General features: G+C 37.6%; 15 protein-coding genes. All 15 read left to right on the top strand.

What is annotated here, in order from left to right:
* Positions 1 to 379: 379 nt before the first annotated feature.
* The gene (locus tag DK857_RS06315; RefSeq protein WP_088495205.1) at positions 380 to 1,078 is read left to right on the top strand and encodes an MgtC family protein; all 699 of its coding nucleotides are present in this window, start codon (positions 380 to 382) and stop codon (positions 1,076 to 1,078) included.
* A gap of 3,727 nt (positions 1,079 to 4,805) precedes the next feature.
* Entirely contained in the window at positions 4,806 to 5,156 is a 351-nt protein-coding gene (flhD, locus tag DK857_RS06310) for a flagellar transcriptional regulator FlhD (protein ID WP_072063484.1), read from the top strand.
* Positions 5,157 to 5,158: 2 nt separating this feature from the next.
* Positions 5,159 to 5,740, top strand: coding sequence for a flagellar transcriptional regulator FlhC (gene flhC / locus DK857_RS06305; RefSeq protein ID WP_006533207.1), 582 nt, complete (start codon positions 5,159 to 5,161; stop codon positions 5,738 to 5,740).
* A 134-nt stretch (positions 5,741 to 5,874) separates the two neighbouring features.
* On the top strand, positions 5,875 to 6,768 hold the full coding sequence (motA, locus tag DK857_RS06300; RefSeq protein ID WP_036935706.1) for a flagellar motor stator protein MotA: 894 nt from the start codon (positions 5,875 to 5,877) through the stop codon (positions 6,766 to 6,768).
* Between the two features lie 2 nt (positions 6,769 to 6,770).
* Entirely contained in the window at positions 6,771 to 7,817 is a 1,047-nt protein-coding gene (motB, locus tag DK857_RS06295; protein WP_109395144.1) for a flagellar motor protein MotB, read from the top strand.
* Between the two features lie 35 nt (positions 7,818 to 7,852).
* Positions 7,853 to 10,036 carry a chemotaxis protein CheA gene (gene cheA, locus DK857_RS06290; protein ID WP_109401797.1) on the top strand — a complete coding sequence of 728 codons (2,184 nt, stop codon included), beginning with the start codon at positions 7,853 to 7,855 and terminating at the stop codon, positions 10,034 to 10,036.
* 21 nt (positions 10,037 to 10,057) lie between these two features.
* The gene (gene cheW, locus DK857_RS06285) at positions 10,058 to 10,558 is read left to right on the top strand and encodes a chemotaxis protein CheW (RefSeq protein WP_109395142.1); all 501 of its coding nucleotides are present in this window, start codon (positions 10,058 to 10,060) and stop codon (positions 10,556 to 10,558) included.
* A 383-nt stretch (positions 10,559 to 10,941) separates the two neighbouring features.
* A complete protein-coding gene (locus DK857_RS06280; RefSeq protein WP_109395141.1) occupies positions 10,942 to 12,651 on the top strand; it encodes a methyl-accepting chemotaxis protein in 1,710 nt (569 codons plus the stop codon).
* Between the two features lie 59 nt (positions 12,652 to 12,710).
* Complete coding sequence (locus DK857_RS06275; RefSeq protein WP_109395140.1) at positions 12,711 to 14,357, top strand: methyl-accepting chemotaxis protein; 1,647 nt, start codon at positions 12,711 to 12,713, stop codon at positions 14,355 to 14,357.
* Positions 14,358 to 14,363: 6 nt separating this feature from the next.
* Positions 14,364 to 15,254 carry a protein-glutamate O-methyltransferase CheR gene (gene cheR / locus DK857_RS06270; RefSeq protein WP_088495210.1) on the top strand — a complete coding sequence of 297 codons (891 nt, stop codon included), beginning with the start codon at positions 14,364 to 14,366 and terminating at the stop codon, positions 15,252 to 15,254.
* A complete protein-coding gene (locus tag DK857_RS06265) occupies positions 15,247 to 16,299 on the top strand; it encodes a protein-glutamate methylesterase/protein-glutamine glutaminase (RefSeq protein ID WP_109395139.1) in 1,053 nt (350 codons plus the stop codon). The genes cheR and DK857_RS06265 overlap by 8 nt, the downstream gene beginning before the upstream one ends.
* Positions 16,300 to 16,358: 59 nt before the next feature.
* Complete coding sequence (gene cheY / locus DK857_RS06260; protein ID WP_023581807.1) at positions 16,359 to 16,748, top strand: chemotaxis response regulator CheY; 390 nt, start codon at positions 16,359 to 16,361, stop codon at positions 16,746 to 16,748.
* A gap of 9 nt (positions 16,749 to 16,757) precedes the next feature.
* The gene (cheZ, locus tag DK857_RS06255) at positions 16,758 to 17,414 is read left to right on the top strand and encodes a protein phosphatase CheZ (protein ID WP_075673040.1); all 657 of its coding nucleotides are present in this window, start codon (positions 16,758 to 16,760) and stop codon (positions 17,412 to 17,414) included.
* A gap of 423 nt (positions 17,415 to 17,837) precedes the next feature.
* Entirely contained in the window at positions 17,838 to 18,986 is a 1,149-nt protein-coding gene (gene flhB / locus DK857_RS06250) for a flagellar biosynthesis protein FlhB (protein WP_109395138.1), read from the top strand.
* Positions 18,979 to 21,069, top strand: a complete 2,091-nt coding sequence (flhA, locus tag DK857_RS06245) for a flagellar biosynthesis protein FlhA (RefSeq protein WP_109395137.1) — start codon at positions 18,979 to 18,981, stop codon at positions 21,067 to 21,069. The genes flhB and flhA overlap by 8 nt, the downstream gene beginning before the upstream one ends.
* Positions 21,070 to 21,240: the final 171 nt, after the last annotated feature.

Below are 21,240 nucleotides of genomic sequence, written 5' to 3'. Positions count from 1 at the left end.
ACATTTTTAAATCAGCTACTTATACTTTCGCTAAATTTTAGTTAGGAGAAAGCACCTTGGATACACAAAGTTGTAGGTTAATGATAAATCCATTAACTGAGAATAATTTTATTCAAAATAATAGGTAGGCTGTTTTCTTCACTGAAACTGCTTACCATTTTGGTGGGCAGTGCATTGTAATATTTCTTTCTTATATATTCCTATTCTGCACTTACCCAAATGATTTCCCTTATGCAACTAAAGTACGAAGGGTAACTTCATGTGCTACATTTTTTTCTCTTTATTTCCTCCACCTAAGGCGATGAATTAATTTCAATACTCTGAACTATCAGAGCAAAATTTTCATATCGATTTTAATCATCATGTAGAGGAAATAAACATGACGATGACGCCTTATATTTTAAATCTCATAATTGCAATGTGTCTTGGTGCTTTGATTGGCGCTGAACGCCAATGGCGACAAAGAATGGCAGGGTTAAGAACAAATGCTTTAGTTGCAACGGGTGCGGCTGTTTTTATTTTAAGTTCAATAGAAACTTCGCCAGATAGTCCTGGCCGTATTGCAGCTCAAGTTGTTTCGGGGATTGGATTTCTTGGTGCTGGTGTGATCATGCGTGAAGGAATGAATATACGAGGGCTTAATACAGCCGCAACGCTTTGGTGTTCAGCAGGAATTGGCGTGTTATGTGGCTTAGGTTTATATCAATTAGCAACCATAGCCACACTTCTTATTCTTTGTGCGAATATTTTATTACGAGAAGCTGCTCAGCGGATAAACGCTCAGCCACAGCATCAAGCGATAGATATTGAACAACGTTACTCAATACGAATTATTTGTCATGAAGAAGATGAGGTTTTAGTTAGAACACTCATTTTGCAAGCAATAAATGGACTACATGTTCGATTACAGTCTTTAAGTAGTGCTGATACATTGATGCCTAGCCAGCTGGAAGTTTGTGCTGAATTACTTGCAACGCCTGTTGAGCAAAAAGAGATAGAGGCGATTGTTTGTAGAGTAAGTTTAGAGAAGAGTGTCAGTGCAATTAATTGGAAGATAGCTGCAGAACATCCTGCTTAACGGATCTTTTGAAAATAATGCTTTTCTAATCAAAGCTCCTTGTATTGAATATAGGGGGCTTTTTTGTCATCGAGATATTAAACTAGATATCAACTTACAAAGTTATTTCAAAAAAGAATATGAGTATTAATAAAAGTTATAAAGAATATAACTTTGTAGTTTGTAAGTAATAGTTCTGTCATATTTCAAGCTGTTGTGTGGGGGATTACGCTTATTCGCACCAGTTACATACTTTTGTATGCTCTTAGTAAATCATTCACTTTTGCCTATCTAAACCTCAAATTATTCATATCATCAACATAATACTTAATTTAAGAACTAACTCCTCTGATGAGTATAATGAGATCTTAGTCATATATTACGTATTATTACTAATATATAGAAATAAAGTATTTTGTTTGTGTAATTATTATTTCTGTAACTATTACTTTATGGAATAAAAAATGGAAAAACGTATTCATAAAAAGCTAATTAAAATACGCAATAGGGTGGAATATATTCATTTTCGTTTTAATAGAAACAAACATTTTTACCTAAATTGATTAATGCACAATTATTTGTATTGTGGTTAACCCGTATATAATGAGTTATGAATGAAAAATATTGAACAGCGTTCGAGTATATTTGGCGTGATTCCTCATCTTTATTATTCTCACGTTTTAGGACAATTTGATTTATCTCTGTTTATTTTGTTTTTAATAAACAGGAAAAACTAAAATCAAGTAAGCGGTTGCTACCCATGGTTTACTTATTAAATGAGGTACTTAGAGGTATTGTGGGACAAAAAGTCGTTATTAAGGGGCTTAGTGCAGTATAGAATTTTGGGTTAAAATCAATGCTTTCTATTGATTATATTGGATTTTTTTTTAATACCTAAATTATACTCTCAAATTATTTCAATGTATTTGGTGAAATTTTTATCAATATTTTCTATCGTATTTAATTTAAGTTTGATTTTTTGAGTAATGTTTTTAATTTAATCAAATTAAACCCACAGAAAATGGAGAAGAATTCAGGAAAATGGTGAGTTTAGACCGCTACAGTAAAGCTGATGAATTGCTGTGGTATGTTATTTGTAATCACTAATCAATGATGAATGAAAACCTTTTGAAAAATTGTAGGATTTTTTGTAAAGACCATGTGGGGAAAATGATACCAATAAGTAATCTTATAATACGCATAGAAAAACCACACCACTCTTTTCATTCGATAAAATAATAATTTCAGAATTATATTGTTTATAACTTTGTCAAGGATGTAAATCTTACTTATTACAGAAGGAGAATTATCTTAGTATGAAATAGATGTGTCATTAGTATTTGCTGTGAAAATATATATAAAGGATAATTGTGCCACTGACCTTTTTCGATTTACCAAAAAAGATAAAACTAAGTATAAGAGGAGCGCTAATTTAAAAAAATTGCTGGTATAAAAGGGTGAGCAATCATTTCATGTTTGCTTACTAAAAAAACGATGTAACTCATTTCAATAGAACTGAAAGCAATACACAAAGTATTTGCATTCACGGCATGAATAATCTCAATTATTACTTTTGAAAAATACGATTACAATATTTTTCAAAAGCTTTCTTTTCCAAAAATTTAGAACACTTTTGGGGTATAGAATACTAAGCATGGTTATTGGTTTTTAAGATTAATCTAATAAATGAGATATGAGTCTTGATTATTTAGATACATCAATATTTTATTAGGCTTTTATAGAGAGAAAAAATCTTTTGAAACTCGAAATTACTCATAAAAAGGGTAATAAAATGAGTCAAATTAGTGGTTAGAATAGAAGAGTATTTAGAGATATATTTTATCGTTTTAAGTAAAAACATATCGATATTTAAATCTTTATACTCTCCTAATCCCGTCAACATCAACTTTTGTTAAGTAATGGTGTTGTTACGAAGTCAGCACTTTTTGTTCTGTAATGTCTTGAGACTTGTGCTAACTAGGTTGAAAAAAAGAAGCTAACCGAATGATAAGAGGAAAAGTGAAACAATACTCATCATTTGTAAGAGCAAAACAAATTGCTGTTAAGAGTTGTTTCGGGGGGGGAAAGTAACATTTGATATTTTTTAGTTCTAGGTAATGCCAATAGAATAATCAATAAGATGTTATTTTAATCATATATGTTTTTTTGACTTTACATTGAAAAAGTTGATGTGTACAAGTGTTAACCTTGAGTTGTCATATTTGTCATTACAGTTATTTATTGTGCAGAGGTAATGCTGATAATAGGAAAAACAGAATTTATATTTTGTCTTATTATTTTATGAATTAATTACTTTATATTGGAGATTTTGGGATCTTTTTTTATGGAATTGAAATTTATATTTCAAAAAATGTCTTTTTTTATAAGAAAAGAAGTGTGATTATATAAAATATGATTAATTGATCTGTTTTTTTCTTTATGCTTTTTTTACTGATTGTTATATTTTTAATTAATTGTAGGTTATTTAATTAATATATACATCTATACAGTAAAAATAAGATTATTTTAATTTTATTTTTTGTTTTAATAAAGTATGGCTTTATTTTATAAAAAAATGATTGTTTTTTTAAATTTAACTTAAGTTAAATATTGTATTATTTTTATATTCCGTTTTAAGTTTATAATTAAATTACAAGTGTTTTTTATTTAATTAAATAAAAAATCATTCTTTTGATTTTTTATTAAAACAGTGGCAGTTTTAAATTTTAACTGTTCATAATATATACTGCGATTCATAAATAAAACTTATTTGTATTTGTATATTATTTCTCTGTGACTAATTTACAGCCAATAAAACTCTTATTAAGAGTTCTGTAATTTAAGTGTTAAATAGTACTTAGTAAACATTAGTTAAATTTTATTATTACTATTGAAACTTTAATAGCGTGGAAATAAATATTCAATGATTTAAGGATGAAGATGCATAACTAAGAATTTAATTTTATATGACTTATCGTTCTGCTTAATAAATACATCCTGTTATCGTATTGATTTTAAAGGACAATTTTAATTGTGAAATAATAAGAAAATTTAGGATAACTATAAATAATTAGAATAGGTTGTTTTTCAAACAAATTGTAAATAAAAAGTGATCATTTCTGAAGGTTTACGTAAATGATGAAAAAAATAATATCTATAGAAATATTTATTAAAATTGGGAAGCTTGTTTAGATAAAGATGAGGAGGAGATATATCAATATATGTTACCGTGATCAAAAAAAATCTCAATTGTGGATTTGTCAAACTTTTATGCTGTATTTTTAGGTTTATAAGTTTAATAGATCGTATAAAATAAAAATTATCATTAATATTTTAATTTGGGTAGATTAGCTTATTAATTTACACCTAGTTTTATTACTTTTATCACTTGAATAGTTAATGAACTAATTCCATAATAATGATTATCTTTTTGTGATGTGACTCACATAGTATTTAAATTAGACTACTTTATCCGTTGAATAACTTAATCGTTAAGGAGTAAAGTTGTTGCGTTAGGATTATTCTTAACAAGCTATATTGGCGAGCATTTAAAGTTTACTTTTAATTTAAATGTTTTTTTCGCTACTTTTGAAAATGACCGTAACTAAGTAATACAAGGTAGTGTTACTACGTGTCATGTTCATAAAATGGGGCCTGGAAATTTAATATTACATTTATATTAATTTCCTCGGGATCTTTCATTAGGGAGATCCTCTTTGTTCAATATAATCGGACGGGATGTAAAGAGATGAGTACGGTTGAATTGCTTAAGCATATTTATGACATAAATTTATCGTATTTGCTTTTGGCGCAAAGGTTAATTAACCAAGAAAAGGCTTCCGCAATGTTTCGGCTTGGGATTAGTGACGCTATGGCGGATGCACTGGCAGAGCTTACATTGCCTCAATTGGTTAAGTTGGCTGAAACAAACCAACTAATCTGTAATTTCCGGTTTGAAGACAGCGAAACAATAGAACAACTCACTAAAGAATCTAGAGTAGATGATTTGCAACAAATCCATACTGGCATTCTTCTTTCTTCTAACTTGTTTCGTCAGTTATCGGAACAAGATACTACTGCGACAAAGAAACGGGCATAACAATGAGTGAGAAAAGTATCGTCCGAGAAGCGAAGGATATTCGCTTAGCAATGGAATTAATCACCTTGGGTGCCCGCTTACAAATGCTTGAAAGTGAAACTCAATTAAGTCGGGGGCGTTTAATTAAATTATACAAAGAATTAAGAGGGAGCCCCCCTCCAAAAGGAATGCTGCCATTTTCAACGGATTGGTTTATGACATGGGAACAAAATATCCATTCCTCAATGTTCTATAACGCCTATCGCTTTTTATTAAAAAATGGCGGTTGTGTTGGCGTTGAGGCTGTTGTTAAAGCTTATCGTTTATACTTAGAGCAATGTCCGCCGGTTAAAGATCAAGAACCTATTTTAGCACTAACAAGAGCATGGACATTAGTACGCTTTGTTGAAAGTGGCATGTTGCAACTTTCCGTTTGTACCAAATGTAATGGTTCATTTATTACACACGCACACCAGCCAGCTAGCAATTATGTTTGTAGTCTTTGCCAGCCACCTTCTCGCGCAATAAAAAAACGTAAACTTTCCGCCAATCCTGCCGATATTAACTTACAACTGTTGGATGGTCTTGAACAGTTTGCAATGTGATTCGAGATTGAAAGTTAAATATCAGGTTATAGAGCTTAGTTATCTATAACCTGAGCCGTTTCCTCTCCCCCTCCTATCTCTTGCTGCTATGTTCGCCATTCTCTCTATAACGAAATTAGCTAAAGGGATATCGCGTGTTAGTACTCTTAGGATATATCGTGGTTATGAGCGCCGTCATCGGGGGATATCTTCTCGTCGGTGGTAGTTTAGGCGCCTTGTACCAGCCAGCCGAATTTATAATCATCTTTGGTGCCGGTATCGGTGCTTTTATTGTGGGTAATAATGGTAGAGCAATTGTATCGACAATGAAGATCCTACCGAAATTACTTCGTAGTACAAATTACAATAAAGCGATGTACATGGATTTAATGGCACTCATGTTTCGTTTATTGTCAAAGGCTCGTCAAAACGGGATGTTGGCATTAGAGAGAGATATCGAGAACCCACAACAAAGTGACATTTTTTCCCAATATCCTCGCATTATGAAAGATGTATATATGCTCAGTTTTATTACTGACTATATGCGTCTGATGGTGACAGGGAATATGAACCCTTATGAAATTGAATCTCTGATGGATGAAGAGATTGCAACTTTTGAGGAAGAAAGCGAAGTACCTGCAACAGGTTTATCGGCGATGGGTGATTCATTACCTGCGTTCGGTATTGTTGCTGCGGTTATGGGTGTTGTTAATGCGTTAGGTGCCGCAGATAGGCCTGCTGGCGAAATGGGCGTATTAATTGGACACGCAATGGTTGGTACTTTCTTAGGTATTTTATTAGCTTATGGCTTTATTTCGCCATTAGCTTCTAGACTCAGACAGCGCTCTAGTCAGCAAATGAAAATGATGGAGTGCATCAAAACAACATTGTTATCTAGCATGAATGGATATGCGCCACAGATAGCTGTTGAATTTGGACGTAAAACCCTCTTTCTGGCAGACAGACCTTCTTTTATTGAGTTGGAAGAACATGTACGTCAGGTACGGACACCAATGCAGGCAAATCCTGATGCAATGAAAGAAGAGTAATTATGAAGAGTAATTCACAAATCATTCGAGTTAAAAAGCGAGGAAGAAAGCAACATCACACTCATGGCGGTGCATGGAAGATAGCTTATGCTGACTTTATGACTGCAATGATGGCTTTCTTTCTGGTGATGTGGTTACTTTCAATCTCTAGCCCACAAGAATTAACTCGTGTAGCAGAATACTTTCGTACGCCATTAAAAGTCGCTATTGAAAAAGGGCGATTTAGCGGGGATGCAACCAATCCTATTCCTGGGGGAGGGCGTGACCCTGTTTATAACGAAGGTGATATTTTGCCAAAAGGCCAGGAAGATAAACAGCTCAATGAAAAGCAACAATTCCGCCGATTAAAAGAGAATTTAGAACAAGTCATTTTAAATGATCCTAGATTAAAAGATCTGAAGCCTCATTTATTAATCGACATGATGGATGAAGGTTTACGCATCCAAATTATAGATAAAGCTAATCGACCTATGTTTAGGGTCGGTAGTGCTACCGTTGAACCTTATATGAAGGATATTTTGACGGCAATTGCACCTATTTTAAATGACACGCCATACAAAATCAGTTTATCGGGGCATACCGATGATATTCCTTATGCAAGTGGCGCTTTTAAATACAGTAACTGGGAACTATCAACGGATCGCGCGAATGCCTCACGTCGAGAGTTAATTGGTGCTGGTTTAGGTGAGTGGAAAGTGTTGCGTGTTGTGGGTATGGCATCAACAGTTCATTTAGTTAAAGAGGATGGTTTTGCACCTGCTAACCGACGGATCAGTATCCTGGTCTTAACGAAGCAAGCAGAACAAAAAATTGTACAAGAAAATGAGCGGGTTGCACCGACAGTAACTGAGGCTTCAGAAATTGAACCTCTACTTTCAGGGCAAGAAACCCCACAAGAAAAAGCAGAAAATACACAGACGGGCTCGTCTGTGTCTTCTGCATCTGAGCTTCCCGAATCAAAAAAGGAAAATGTTGAAACAGGAGTTTCTGGGGAAAGTTTGCCATCACAATCGACAAATATTACTACAAAGCAGGGAACAGCCCCCTAATTTGTTGGTAATCGCGTAAAGGTGAATGAGTAACGATGGATATTACTGAGTTTTATCAAACATTTTTTGATGAAGCAGATGAGTTGTTAGCTGATATGGAACAGCATTTGCTGTTACTTGATCCTGCAAATCCAGATCAAGAACAGATGAATGCGATTTTCCGTAGTGCGCACTCCATAAAAGGAGGAGCTGCAACATTTGGCTTCGTTAAACTTCAACAGACCACTCATGTGCTTGAAAACTTGCTCGACAGTGCAAGACGTCATGAGATGGCGCTCACCGACGACATTATTAACCTGTTTCTGGAAGCGAAAGATATTATGCAACAGCAATTGGATGCACATAAAAACTCACAAGAACCTGACGAGGAAACATTTAACTATATTTGTGAGAAGTTGCGTCAGCTGGCTCTCGATGTAAAAGAAGAACAATCCGCTCCTCAAGTTGAGGTTGTTGCTGGATCTGAAACTTCAGACTCACAAGCGACAATGACTGAACCTTCTGTTTTGTCATCTGACACCGAAAGTGTGCAAAGTGAAGCCGTAGAAACTATGGTCGAAGTAACATCGACAATGGCGGCTGATGGACATTATTACCATCATATTATTTTGTCTGATCTTAAAGAGACAGATATTGATTTAATGCTTGATGAATTAAAGCACCTTGGTGAAGTTAGCCAAGTTGAAAAACAACATCATGGCCTTGAAGCAATATTAAAAACTACTGCAACAGAAGAAGATATCAGCGCTGTACTTTGTTTTGTGATTGAACCTGAACAAATCTCGTTTAAAAAAGTGACTGTTGCAGAAAAAGCGCCAGAAGAAAACACAGTTACAGAAGAAAGTACAACATCTGTTGATGATGTTCATGTTGAAAGCCAAATAGAACAAGCTACATCTGCACAAAAAACAGTTGCTGAAAAAGTGACGCCATCGGCAGAACCTGCTAAAGCATCAGTGGCATCGGCTGCATCAGCGAAAAGACCTCTTGCGGCTGCTGCACCAAAAACAGAATCAAGCAGTATTCGTGTTGCAGTTGAAAAAGTTGACCAATTAATCAACTTAGTTGGTGAACTGGTTATCACACAGTCAATGTTAGCACAGCACAGTGGTAGCCTTGAACCTGCAATATATAGTGATTTACTAAGTTGTATTGCTCAGTTACAGCGTAATTCTCGTGATTTGCAAGAATCTGTTATGTCAATTCGTATGATGCCGATGGAATATGTTTTCAGTCGCTTCCCTCGAGTTGTGCGTGATGTTGCAGGTAAAATGAATAAAAAAGTTGAGCTAAACATGATTGGTAGCTCAACAGAACTGGATAAAAGCTTAATTGAAAAAATTATCGATCCTTTAACTCACTTAGTTCGTAACAGTCTTGATCATGGTATTGAAATGCCAGCCGATCGTGTTGCAGCGGGTAAACCGGAAGCGGGACAATTAACCCTATCTGCGGAACATCAAGGCGGTAATATTTGTATTGAAGTGACTGATGATGGTGCCGGATTAAACCGCGAACGTATTTTGAAAAAAGCGATTTCCTCTGGGCTTGCAGTTTCTGAAAATATGAGCAACGAAGAAGTTGCTATGCTGATTTTTGCACCGGGTTTCTCTACTGCAGAAGTCGTCACGGATGTTTCTGGTCGTGGTGTGGGTATGGATGTTGTAAAACGAAATATCCAAGAGATGGGCGGTCAAATTCAAATCAGTTTTGAAGTGGGTAAAGGAACGCGCATTCGTATTTTACTTCCACTGACATTAGCAATTTTAGATGGTATGTCTGTTAAAGTTCATGACGAAGTCTTTATTTTACCATTAGGAACGGTAGTCAGTTCTTTACAACCGGAAGAAGATGATATTTATCCATTGGCTGGTGATGAGAAATTATTGCAGGTCAGAGGAGAATATTTACCACTGATTGAACTGCATCGTACTTTTAATATTGAAGGTGCTCAAACTGATATTACCCAAGCAATTGCGGTAATTGTTCAAAGTGCCGGACGTCGTTATGCTTTATTGGTAGATCAATTAGTTGGTCAGCATCAAGTTGTTGTTAAAAATATAGAAAGCAATTACCGAAAAGTGCCTGGAATATCTGCTGCAACAATTATGGGCGATGGTAGTGTGGCTTTAATTCTTGATGTACCAGAATTGCAACGTTTAAGTCATACACAAATGACGAATAAGAAAAAGAATACAACTGCAAGCGCAGTCATTTAATAGTGAGGATAAAATAAGATTATGGCTTCGGAACATTTCGAGAAATTATCCGGTGAAACTGTTGGACAAGGATTTCTAATTTTTACGCTGGGCGATGAAGAATATGGAATTGATATTTTAAAAGTTCAAGAAATTCGTGGATATGATCAAGTTACACGTATTGCTAATTCACCTAGCTTTATTAAAGGTGTAACTAATTTACGGGGCGTTATTGTTCCGATAGTTGATCTGCGTATTAAATTTTCACAAGAAAATGTAACTTATAATGACAATACTGTTGTTATTGTGGTTAACTTATTAAATCGAATTGTGGGAATTGTTGTTGATGGCGTTTCTGATGTTCTTACGCTAAAGCCAGAGCAAATCTGCCCTGCGCCAGAGTTTGCAGTCACAATGTCTACTGAGTATTTAACTGGTTTAGGTACTTTAGATGAAAGAATGCTTATTCTTGTTGATATTGAAAAATTACTCAACAGTGAAGAAATGGAATTAGTCGATAGCGCAACAATTCAAGCTAAATAAGTTTTTATTTTTTAAAAAATAATCTAAATACTGTTCCGGTAATTTTGCCGGAATAGCTATTTCTATCTTTTTTATTTTATTATCGAGAGCTAAAGCATCAAATTAACTTTAAGTAAAATTAAAAGATAAAAAAGAACTAATAATTTTAGTTAAGTTCTATTTTATTATTTATGAACTTATAAGTAGATATCACCTAGCTGTAATATTTTTCTACTGACGGAAATAACTTTAAAGTTTTTTATACTTATAATTTTAATTAAAAACAGTATTACTACCGCTTTCTAATGGGGCAAAAACGAGACTAAGACGAAATGAAACCTATAAAGTTTCTCTTAAGTCTGCCGATAACTTGCTCATTACCGTTTATTATAAAAAGGGAAACTATGTTTAGCCGAATGAAAATAGTGACTGGATTATTATCCATTCTTCTGTTGTTTGGTGTTTTGCAATTTATCTCAGGGGGCGTTTTTTACTCAAATATCGTTGAGACAAGAAGCGACCTTAATAAAACACTGACAATACAAGATCAACGTGAGCGCCTAGATGAAAGCTGGGCTAACTTACTGCAAGCTCGTAATAACATTAACCGTGCCGCGATTAGTTTTTTATTACAAGATAAAAATCTTAATGTAGATGATTCTCTATCTGTTGACTATCTAACGGGTCTTGCTCGTAAAAATATGTCCCGTGCAGATGAGAAATTTAAAGAATTTGAAAAGAATATTACGGCTTATCAAGTTCACTCAGAAGATGATGTTCGTAGCCTAAAAGGGCGTTTTATTGAATATTATTCTGCATTAAACCAGCTGGAAATTTTACTTCAAGATAAAAACTTAAAAGACTTTTTTGAACAACCAACTACGGGTTATCAAGACGCTTTTTATAAAGAATATCTTGCATATGTCATGCGTAATGAGAAATTTAACGAAGAGTTAAATGTGGCACTAGAAGATTCTCACCAACGTACTGTCATTACTATGGTTGTATTAGCCATTATCGTGATCTCGGCATTAATTATATGCTGGTTTGCATTACGTAATGCCTTAATTAGACCATTAAATTCACTTCTATTAAGTATCAAAACCTTCTCTGAAGGTGATTTACGTCCAAATATCGAAGTGAATGGCCGCAATGAAATGAGCTTGTTAGCAAATGGGTTAAAACATATGCAACAAGAACTTATTCAAACCGTTCGTGGTGTCTATCAAAGTACGGAAAACATTTATAACAGCACAAGTGAAATTGCTGCTGGAAATAATGATTTATCTGCTCGTACAGAAGAGCAAGTGGCTTCGTTAGAAGAAACTGCTGCAAGTATGGAACAGTTAACGGCGACCGTAAAACAGAACGCAGACAATGCTCGCCAAGCAAGTAACCTTGCTAATGACGCCTCAGATATTGCCCGCCAAGGCGGAAAAGTTGTCGCTAATGTGGTGCAAACGATGCACGACATAGCCGGAAGTTCTCAGAAAATCACCGATATCACAGCAGTTATCGATGGCATTGCATTCCAGACCAATATTTTGGCACTGAATGCGGCTGTTGAAGCAGCAAGAGCCGGTGAGCATGGTCGCGGATTTGCGGTAGTTGCCGGTGAAGTTCGTAACCTTGCACAGAGAAGTGCAGAAGCTGCTAAAGAAATAAAAACACTGATTGAAGATTCTGTAAGTCGTACTGAAACGGGTTCTGTACTCGTTGAAAGTGCGGGTGAGACGATGACACGTATCGTGGATTCAGTAACGCGTGTTACTGACATCATGGGCGAAATCGCTTCTGCATCAGATGAGCAAAGCCGAGGTATCTCACAAGTTGGCCTTGCAGTTTCTGAAATGGATCGCGTCACTCAGCAAAACGCCTCTTTAGTAGAACAATCTGCAGCCGCTGCTGCTGGTCTTGAAGATCAAGCAGTTGCATTAACCCGCTTAGTTTCGATCTTCAAATTACCGGGTCAGGAAGAAAAAGCAACACTAGAAAGAAAGGAATCGGATGCAACCCCTGTAGTTAAAGCCGCTGCTCCACTTATAAAACCAGGAACCTCAGAAAAGAAAAAGAGCAGCAGTGTTGAAGATCCCGCTAACTGGGAAACTTTCTAACAACAACAAGTGGCTGACAAGCGGTGGCTTTTAACCACCGCTTTAAACGAGGTGAAGGCATGTTTAGGTTTCGCAAATTAAAGATATCCACCAGTCTCTATTTATTGCTGATGATGTTTTGCGTTATGCAGGTGATTTCTAGTGGTATTTCGCTAGGGATCGTTCATTTGAATAACGAACAGGTCACCAGAGTAGATATAGATACATCTAAGCGAGATGAATTAGGATTAAGTTGGGCATCTTTAATACAAACACGTAATGCAATTAATCGTGTAGCTATTGCAGTGAAAACTGAACAGTCAACAGATTATATTCAATCTATTGAATCAATTGCACTTTCACGTTTGGAAACGGCGAATACACATTTTCAAAATTTCCTTGCTGATATAAATAAAGAGGCAATCCCAACAGAAGAAAAAGAAATCGTTGAAGCAGTAAAGAACGATTACCACGTTTTATATGGTGCATTAACTGAATTACATAGCATGTTAAAAAACGATAACTTCCAAGGTTTTTTAGATCAACCAACAGAACGTTATCAAACTGCGATGGAAAATTCATTTAACACCTATATGAATTATGTTCAAACAGAAATTACTGAATCTATAGAGCAAGGACATCGATCTTATACTATTGCTATCTTGATGTTTATCGGTGCAATAGCGATGGTTATTGTTGTATCAATCGCCGCTCATCGCTGGCTAAGTTTTAATATCATTAAACCTTTCGCAAGTTTAAGCCGTTATTTTAATGATGTTGCTACCGGTAAATTAAATCGTGAAATTCTTGTCTTCACTGATGATGAAATAGGAGATGTGTTTAGCCGGCTACGAGATATGCGTGGTGAGCTAGCGCGTTCTATTCGTATCGTACGTGATAACAGCCATGCTATGTATTCTGGTATTCAAGAAATTTCCAAAGGAAATACGGATTTATCCTCAAGAACTGAACAACAAGCTGCTTCGTTAGAAGAAACTGCGGCAAGTATGGAAGAGTTAACAGCAACGGTAAAACAAAATGCTGATAACGCTTTACAAGCGAGCAAGCTAGCAGAGTCTGCTTCTGAAACAGCCATACGTGGTGGAAAAATCACGCATAGTGTTGTTGAAACCATGGATGCGATTACACAAAGTTCTCAAAAGATAGGGGCTATTATCAGTGTGATTGATGGTATTGCGTTCCAAACCAATATATTAGCACTTAACGCAGCGGTTGAAGCTGCGCGCGCAGGTGAACAAGGGCGTGGATTCTCTGTTGTTGCTGGAGAAGTTCGTAACCTTGCTCAACGCAGTGCTGATGCTGCAAAAGAGATCAAATTATTGATTGATGAATCTGTTTTACGAGTCTCACAAGGTTCTCAACTCGTTAATAATGCAGGGCAGACAATGGAGGAACTCGTCACATCAGTAAATAAAGTCACTGAGTTAATGGCAGAAATCGCCTCAGCTTCTGATGAACAAAGTCGGGGTATTCACCAAGTCGCTGATGCAGTCAGTCAGATGGATCAGGTGACACAGCAAAACGCTGCTTTGGTGGAGCAATCAGCATCTGCTGCCGCAGCATTGGAAGATCAGGCTAATAATCTTGTTGATGCTGTATCGGCATTCGAGTTGCCTGACACGGATGAGAGTAATTCCTCTTCATCCCTAGAAGGTAATGGGTTGAAAAAAGCAGATAAAAAATCATTTTTTAAAAAGACCCATTAAAAAACAATGAAACGTAATGTTACTGAAGTCTTATCAGATATCGCTGCTCAACCGTTGGATATTTTTACCCAACGGTTCATGTTGTCCGATGATCAGTTCCAATCTATATGCCAATTGATTTATCAAAAGGCAGGTATTGTGCTGACTAACAACAAAAGGGAGATGGTTTATAACCGTCTCACTAGGAGGTTACGTGAATTACGGATGAATAACTTTGGTGACTATCTTGCGTTTCTTAAAAGTGATATACGCAACCCTGAATGGCAAGAGTTTGTAAATGCTTTAACAACCAATCTCACTGCATTTTTCAGGGAAGCGCATCATTTTCCTATTTTGGCAAAACATGCCAGAAAAAGAGCAGGAGGCGTCTACCGAGTATGGTGTGCAGCAGCATCTACTGGAGAAGAACCTTATTCAATTGCGATGACTTTACGCGATGTTTTTGGGAATAACCCTTATAAAACCAAAATTATTGCCAGCGATATCGATACTAATGTGTTGGATAAAGCACGAAAAGGTGTTTACCGACAGGAAGAGCTTAAAACTTTAAATGATGAATATTTGAAAAAATATTTTCTCAAAGGTGTCGGCGATTTTGAAGGATACGTGAAAATTAGACAGCAAATTAGCGAGATGGTCTCTTTTCAGTATTTGAATTTACTCGACAAGCAATGGGATCTAGAAGGCAGTTTTGATGCGATTTTTTGTCGTAATGTCATGATTTATTTTGACAAAGCGACACAACAAACCTTACTTAACCGCTTTACCTCATTACTTAAGCCAGACGGCATGCTGTTTGTTGGACATTCTGAGAATGTAAGCCAGCTTAGCAAGGATTTCTACTTGCATGGGCATACCGTTTACGGGCTGACACCAGCAAGGAGAGGTTATGAATAAAATAACGGTACTCTGTGTTGATGATTCGGCGTTAATGCGTCAAATCATGCGAGAAATCATCAACAGTCATAGCGATATGGAAGTTGTTGATTGTGCACCAGATCCTATAGTGGCTCGTGACTTAATAAAAAAGTACAACCCACAGGTATTAACGTTAGACGTTGAAATGCCACGTATGGATGGTATTGATTTCTTGGAAAAACTGATGCGATTAAGACCAATGCCTGTCGTTATGGTCTCATCATTAACAGCAAAAGGTTCAGAAGTGACGTTAAAAGCGTTAGAACTGGGTGCAGTTGATTTTGTGACAAAACCACAGCTTGGTTTGCGTGAAGGTATGATGGCTTATAGTGAACTGATTGCTGAGAAAATTCGAGCCGCAGCACTGGCACGGATTAATCGCCGAGAAGTACAAGCAACGCCTTCTAAATCATTGTCATTTACACCGATGATTTCGAGTGAAAAGTTGATTGCTGTAGGTGCATCAACTGGTGGCACAGAGGCTATTCGTAATTTTCTAGAACCATTACCTATTACCAGCCCTGCGATATTAATTACACAACATATGCCCGCAGGGTTTACACACTCATTTGCAGAACGATTAAATCGTTTATGCCAAATTAGTGTAAAAGAAGCAGAAGACGGCGAACGTGTATTACCTGGGCATGCTTATATTGCGCCAGGTGATTATCACATGGAGCTTCGTCGTAATGGTGCTAACTACCAGATCCACATTAATAAAGAGCCAGCAGTAAACCGTCATCGTCCTTCTGTAGATGTGCTATTTAAGTCAGTCGCAAAATATGCGGGACGTAATGCTATCGGTGTGATTTTAACCGGAATGGGAAGTGACGGTGCTGCGGGTTTATTAGAAATGCGTCGTGCTGGTAGTTATACCTTTGCACAAGATGAAGCGAGTTGTGTCGTCTTTGGTATGCCTCGCGCTGCGGTTGAATTTGGCGCAGTAGACGAAGTGAAAAGCATAAGCGCAATGAGCAAAGCGGTGCTGATGAAAATCAGCAGCACACAATCATTGCGTATCTGATTAAGTTCAGTTTAAAAAGCAACACAGTAATTTGCCGATATATTTTGAAGGAGTTTTCAATGGCAAGTAAGGATCTGAAATTTTTAGTGGTTGATGATTTTTCAACAATGCGCCGCATAGTTCGTAATTTGCTAAAGGAATTAGGATTTACGAATGTAGAAGAAGCAGAAGATGGTGCTGACGCGTTAGCTAAATTACGCAATTCGGCAATTGATTTTGTGATCACAGACTGGAACATGCCAAACATGGATGGTCTAGAGCTTCTTAAAAATATTCGTAGTGACGCGGGACTTGCAGCAACACCAGTGTTAATGGTGACTGCTGAAGCTAAAAAAGAAAATATCATTGCAGCAGCGCAGGCTGGTGCAAGTGGATATGTTGTTAAACCTTTTACAGCAGCAATTCTTGAAGAAAAACTAAATAAAATTTTTGAAAAACTGGGCATCTAAGGAGTCGCAATGAGTGGGAATCCAATTATGCCGAAAGATAATATTGAAATGACATCTGATATTATCAGCCGGATCGGACAATTGACGCGGATGTTACGCGACAGTTTGCGAGAATTAGGATTGGATAAAGCAATAGCCGAAGCAGCAGAAGCCATCCCTGACGCTAGGGAACGACTGGACTATGTTGCTCAAATGACCGCTCAGGCAGCTGAGCGTACATTGAACTGTGTCGAAGCTGCGCAGCCTAAACAGGATGCGTTAAGTTCCGATGCGACTAAGCTTACTGAACGTTGGGACCAATGGTTTGAACAGCCAGAAGAGCTGAAAGATGTACGCTCTCTTGTAACCGATACCCGCAATTATTTGCGGGATATCCCTGAGAGTACGGCTTTTACTAACAGTCAGTTATTGGAAATTATGATGGCACAGGATTTCCAAGATCTGACCGGCCAGGTAATTAAACGCATGATGAGTGTCGTTCAAGAAATTGAAAAACAACTCGTGATGGTATTAATGGAAAACCTGCCACCAGAGCAACTTGAAAAGTCTAATGTGAAGAAAGAGACCGACTCTTTATTAAATGGTCCACAGGTTAATAAAAACAACGCTGGTGTGATCAAAAATCAAGATCAAGTTGATGATTTACTAGAAAGTTTAGGTTTCTAACCTTCTAATGAGTTTTAGGGCGATAAGGACGTTGAGATATGCAGGACGCATTCGCTCTATGCTCAGCTCTTTTAGGATTGTGTATTTTATGGATAAAAAATCACGTAATAATGCTTTAATAGCACACGCTATTGAAGAAAATGTAAGCCGCTTTTTTTAAGCGGCTTTTGAAGTTGTAGAAATAAACATCAAAAGTAGAATTGCTCAATTTTGCTGTGAATTTTGCTGATTTCCTTACAATCAGCGTCAATATTGTCTATATCTCCACTTTTATCATTGGGTTGTTTTTTTTAATGTATACTGTCATAGCTCAAAAAGCCCCGTAAATTTGCGATTGTTCAGCCCATCAATTTCCTCTGAATTTGTCATGCTTAGAGTCATTTCATTCATGCTTTTAATCTCAATATCTAAATCGGACAGACTGTGGCTGAAGATAGCGATCTCGAAAAAACAGAGGACCCCACACCCCATAAACGGGAAAAAGCCAAAAAGGATGGGCAAATTGTCCGTTCTAAAGAGCTATCGTCCGTATTAATGGTCTTGGGTGGTGTGAGTTTGCTGTGGATGAGTGGTGGGTTTATCACTCGTGGGCTATATGCCATGTTAACAGAAGGGTTTACGTTTAATCATCACCTTATTGGTAATGAGAATTTGCTGATCCCTCGATTTGGTAGCTTGATTAAACAAGCTGTGTTTGCGCTATCACCGGTGTTTTTGGGTTTAGTGCTTGTGGCAATTGGTGGCTCTGCCTTATTAGGCGGGATTAACTTTAGTAGTAAATCTATTAAGTTTGATCCGAAAAAATGGAACCCTATTTCTGGGTTAAAGCGCATTTTTTCAATGAATGCGTTAGCCGAGTTATTTAAAGCGATATTGAAATCAACCTTTGTGGGGATCGCTGCAACTGTTTTTTTATGGCACAACTGGAACGATATTCTTCATCTGATCACGCTTCCACCACTGAGTGCACTAGCGAATGCGATGCAACTACTGATTTTCGCCGTCTATATCACGGTTTTTATGCTGATCCCGATGGTGGCATTCGACATTATTTTCCAAATTCGTAGCCATTTGAAAAAGCTACGCATGACGCGCCAAGAAATTAAAGATGAGTTTAAACAGCAAGAGGGTGATCCGCAACTTAAAGCGCGTATCCGTCAACAACAACATGCAATGTCTCGCCGTCGAATGATGGCGGATGTGCCGAAAGCTGACGTTATTGTTACGAACCCAACACACTATGCTGTTGCATTGCAATATAACGACAAAATGTCTGCACCTAAAGTTTTAGCAAAAGGTGCAGGGGCTATTGCGTTAAAAATTAAAGAGATTGGTGCAGAAAATCGAATTCCGCTTCTAGAAGCGCCACCGCTTGCTAGGGCATTATATCGTCACAGTGAAATAGGCCATGCAATACCTTCAACCCTCTATGCTGCAGTTGCAGAGGTACTTGCATGGGTTTATCAACTGAAACGATGGAAAACCGAAGGTGGTTTAAAACCTAAACAACCTATGAACTTGCCAGTGCCTCCCGCACTGGACTTTGCTGGAGAAGATAATCGTCATGGCTAATTTGGCCTCATTACTCCGCTTGCCGGGAAATTGGAAAAGTTCTCAGTGGCAGATACTGGCAGGGCCAGTGCTTATCTTGTTGATACTGTCAATGATGGTATTGCCATTGCCACCTTTTCTATTGGATTTATTATTTACCTTTAATATCGCACTCTCCATCATGGTGCTGTTGGTTGCAATGTTCACTCGACGTACTTTGGACTTTGCTGCTTTCCCTACTATTTTGCTGTTTACCACGTTGTTACGTTTATCCTTAAACGTTGCTTCAACACGTATCATCTTAATGGAAGGACACACAGGGCCAGAAGCGGCAGGGCGCGTTGTTGAGGCCTTTGGCCATTTCCTTGTTGGCGGTAACTTTGCTATCGGTATTGTGGTCTTTATCATCCTTATTTTGATTAACTTTATGGTTATCACCAAGGGTGCGGGACGTATTGCCGAAGTGGGTGCGCGTTTTGTGTTAGATGGAATGCCGGGTAAACAGATGGCAATTGATGCTGACCTGAATGCCGGTATTATCAACGAAGACGAAGCCAAAAAACGCCGTAAAGAAGTTTCATTAGAATCCGACTTTTACGGTTCTATGGATGGTGCGAGTAAGTTCGTTCGTGGTGATGCCATCGCTGGCTTAATGATCCTTGTGATTAACGTGGTAGGTGGCCTTATCGTCGGTGTCGCTCAACACGGAATGGCATTAAACGATGCTGCAACAACTTATACCCTTTTAACCATTGGTGATGGTCTGGTTGCGCAAATTCCTGCATTGATTATCTCAACAGCTGCGGGTGTTATCGTTACTCGTGTTGCAACAGATGAAGACGTTGGGCAACAAATGGTTACCCAACTGTTTGACAATCCTCGTGTTTTACTGTTAACCGCAGGCGTACTAGGTCTGTTAGGTTTAGTGCCGGGAATGCCTAACTTTGTTTTTCTTTTCTTCACCGCAGCATTAGGTGGATTAGGTTGGTATATCTTACGCCGCAACGCCAATCCTGAAGTGCAACAACAAAAAGAGATGGAAGAAGTTGAAAAACAAAACCGTGTTGTTGAAGCTTCATGGGAAGATGTACAACTTGAAGATCCATTAGCTATGGAAGTAGGGTATCGCTTAATTCCAATGGTAGATAACCGCCAAAATGGTGAGTTATTAGGCCGAATTAGTGGTATTCGTAAAAAGTTTGCTCAGGAAACGGGATATCTTCCTCCTGTTGTTCATATTCGAGACAATATGGAATTAAGGCCTTCCTCTTATCGTATTCTAATGAAAGGGGTTGAAATTGGTCACGGTGAAGCGCATCCAGGCCGTTGGTTAGCAATCAATCCGGGTAATGCAGTTGGCTCTTTAGAGGGTGATATTACTCAAGAGCCTGCATTTGGTTTACCCGCAGTTTGGATTGATGACAGCTTAAGAGAGCAAGCACAGGTTCAAGGCTATACAGTTGTCGCTGCAAGTACTGTTATTGCAACGCACTTTAACCATGCATTAGCGAAATACGCATCAGAATTATTTGGTCGTCAAGAAGCACAAATGTTGTTTGATCGAGTGAGTAAAGAACTCCCTAAAATGACAGAAAATATGATCCCAGATATGCTTTCGCTTACTGTGTTGCACAAAGTATTGCAAAACCTGCTGTCTGAACAAGTGCCTATTCGTGATATGAGAACCATATTAGAAGCTTTAGCAGAGCACGCACCAGAGCAGAAAGATCCAGCTGAATTAACCGCAGTTGTTCGTGTTGCACTTCGCCGTGCGATCACACAACACTGGTTTGGCGATCAAGATGAAATTCAAGTCATTGGTTTAGATGCAAGTTTAGAGCGTATTCTTGTTCAAGCAATGCAAAGTGGCGGTGGTTTAGAGCCGGGGCTGGCTGAGAATATTGAGCAACAAGCAGCGGATGCAGTGCGTCACCAAGAAATGTCCGGTGGTGCTCCAGTATTATTGGTAAATCATGCATTACGCTCATTACTGTCACGTTTCTTACGCCGTAGTCTGCCACAATTAGCTGTATTGTCGAATATGGAAGTTAGTGAAGGTCGTCGCATTCGTATGACGTCGATGATTGGTGGACAACCTCATTAATCATTCTCACTGATAAACTGTTATTAAAGCTAAGGCCACTTTATTAAGTGGCCTTTTTTATTATGGCTTTAGCCAGTTTAAGTCGCGCTAGCGTCTTAAACATAAAACCACCTGCTTTGCAGGTGGCGTTCAAGGGTTATACCAAGAAAAACACCTTTCCGTTACGATATA

This window comes from Proteus terrae (genome assembly GCF_003144325.1).
Taxonomy (GTDB): Bacteria; Pseudomonadota; Gammaproteobacteria; order Enterobacterales; family Enterobacteriaceae; genus Proteus; species Proteus terrae.
Note: the sequence above shows the minus strand (reverse complement) of the source record. Positions and strands in the feature narration are given on the sequence as shown.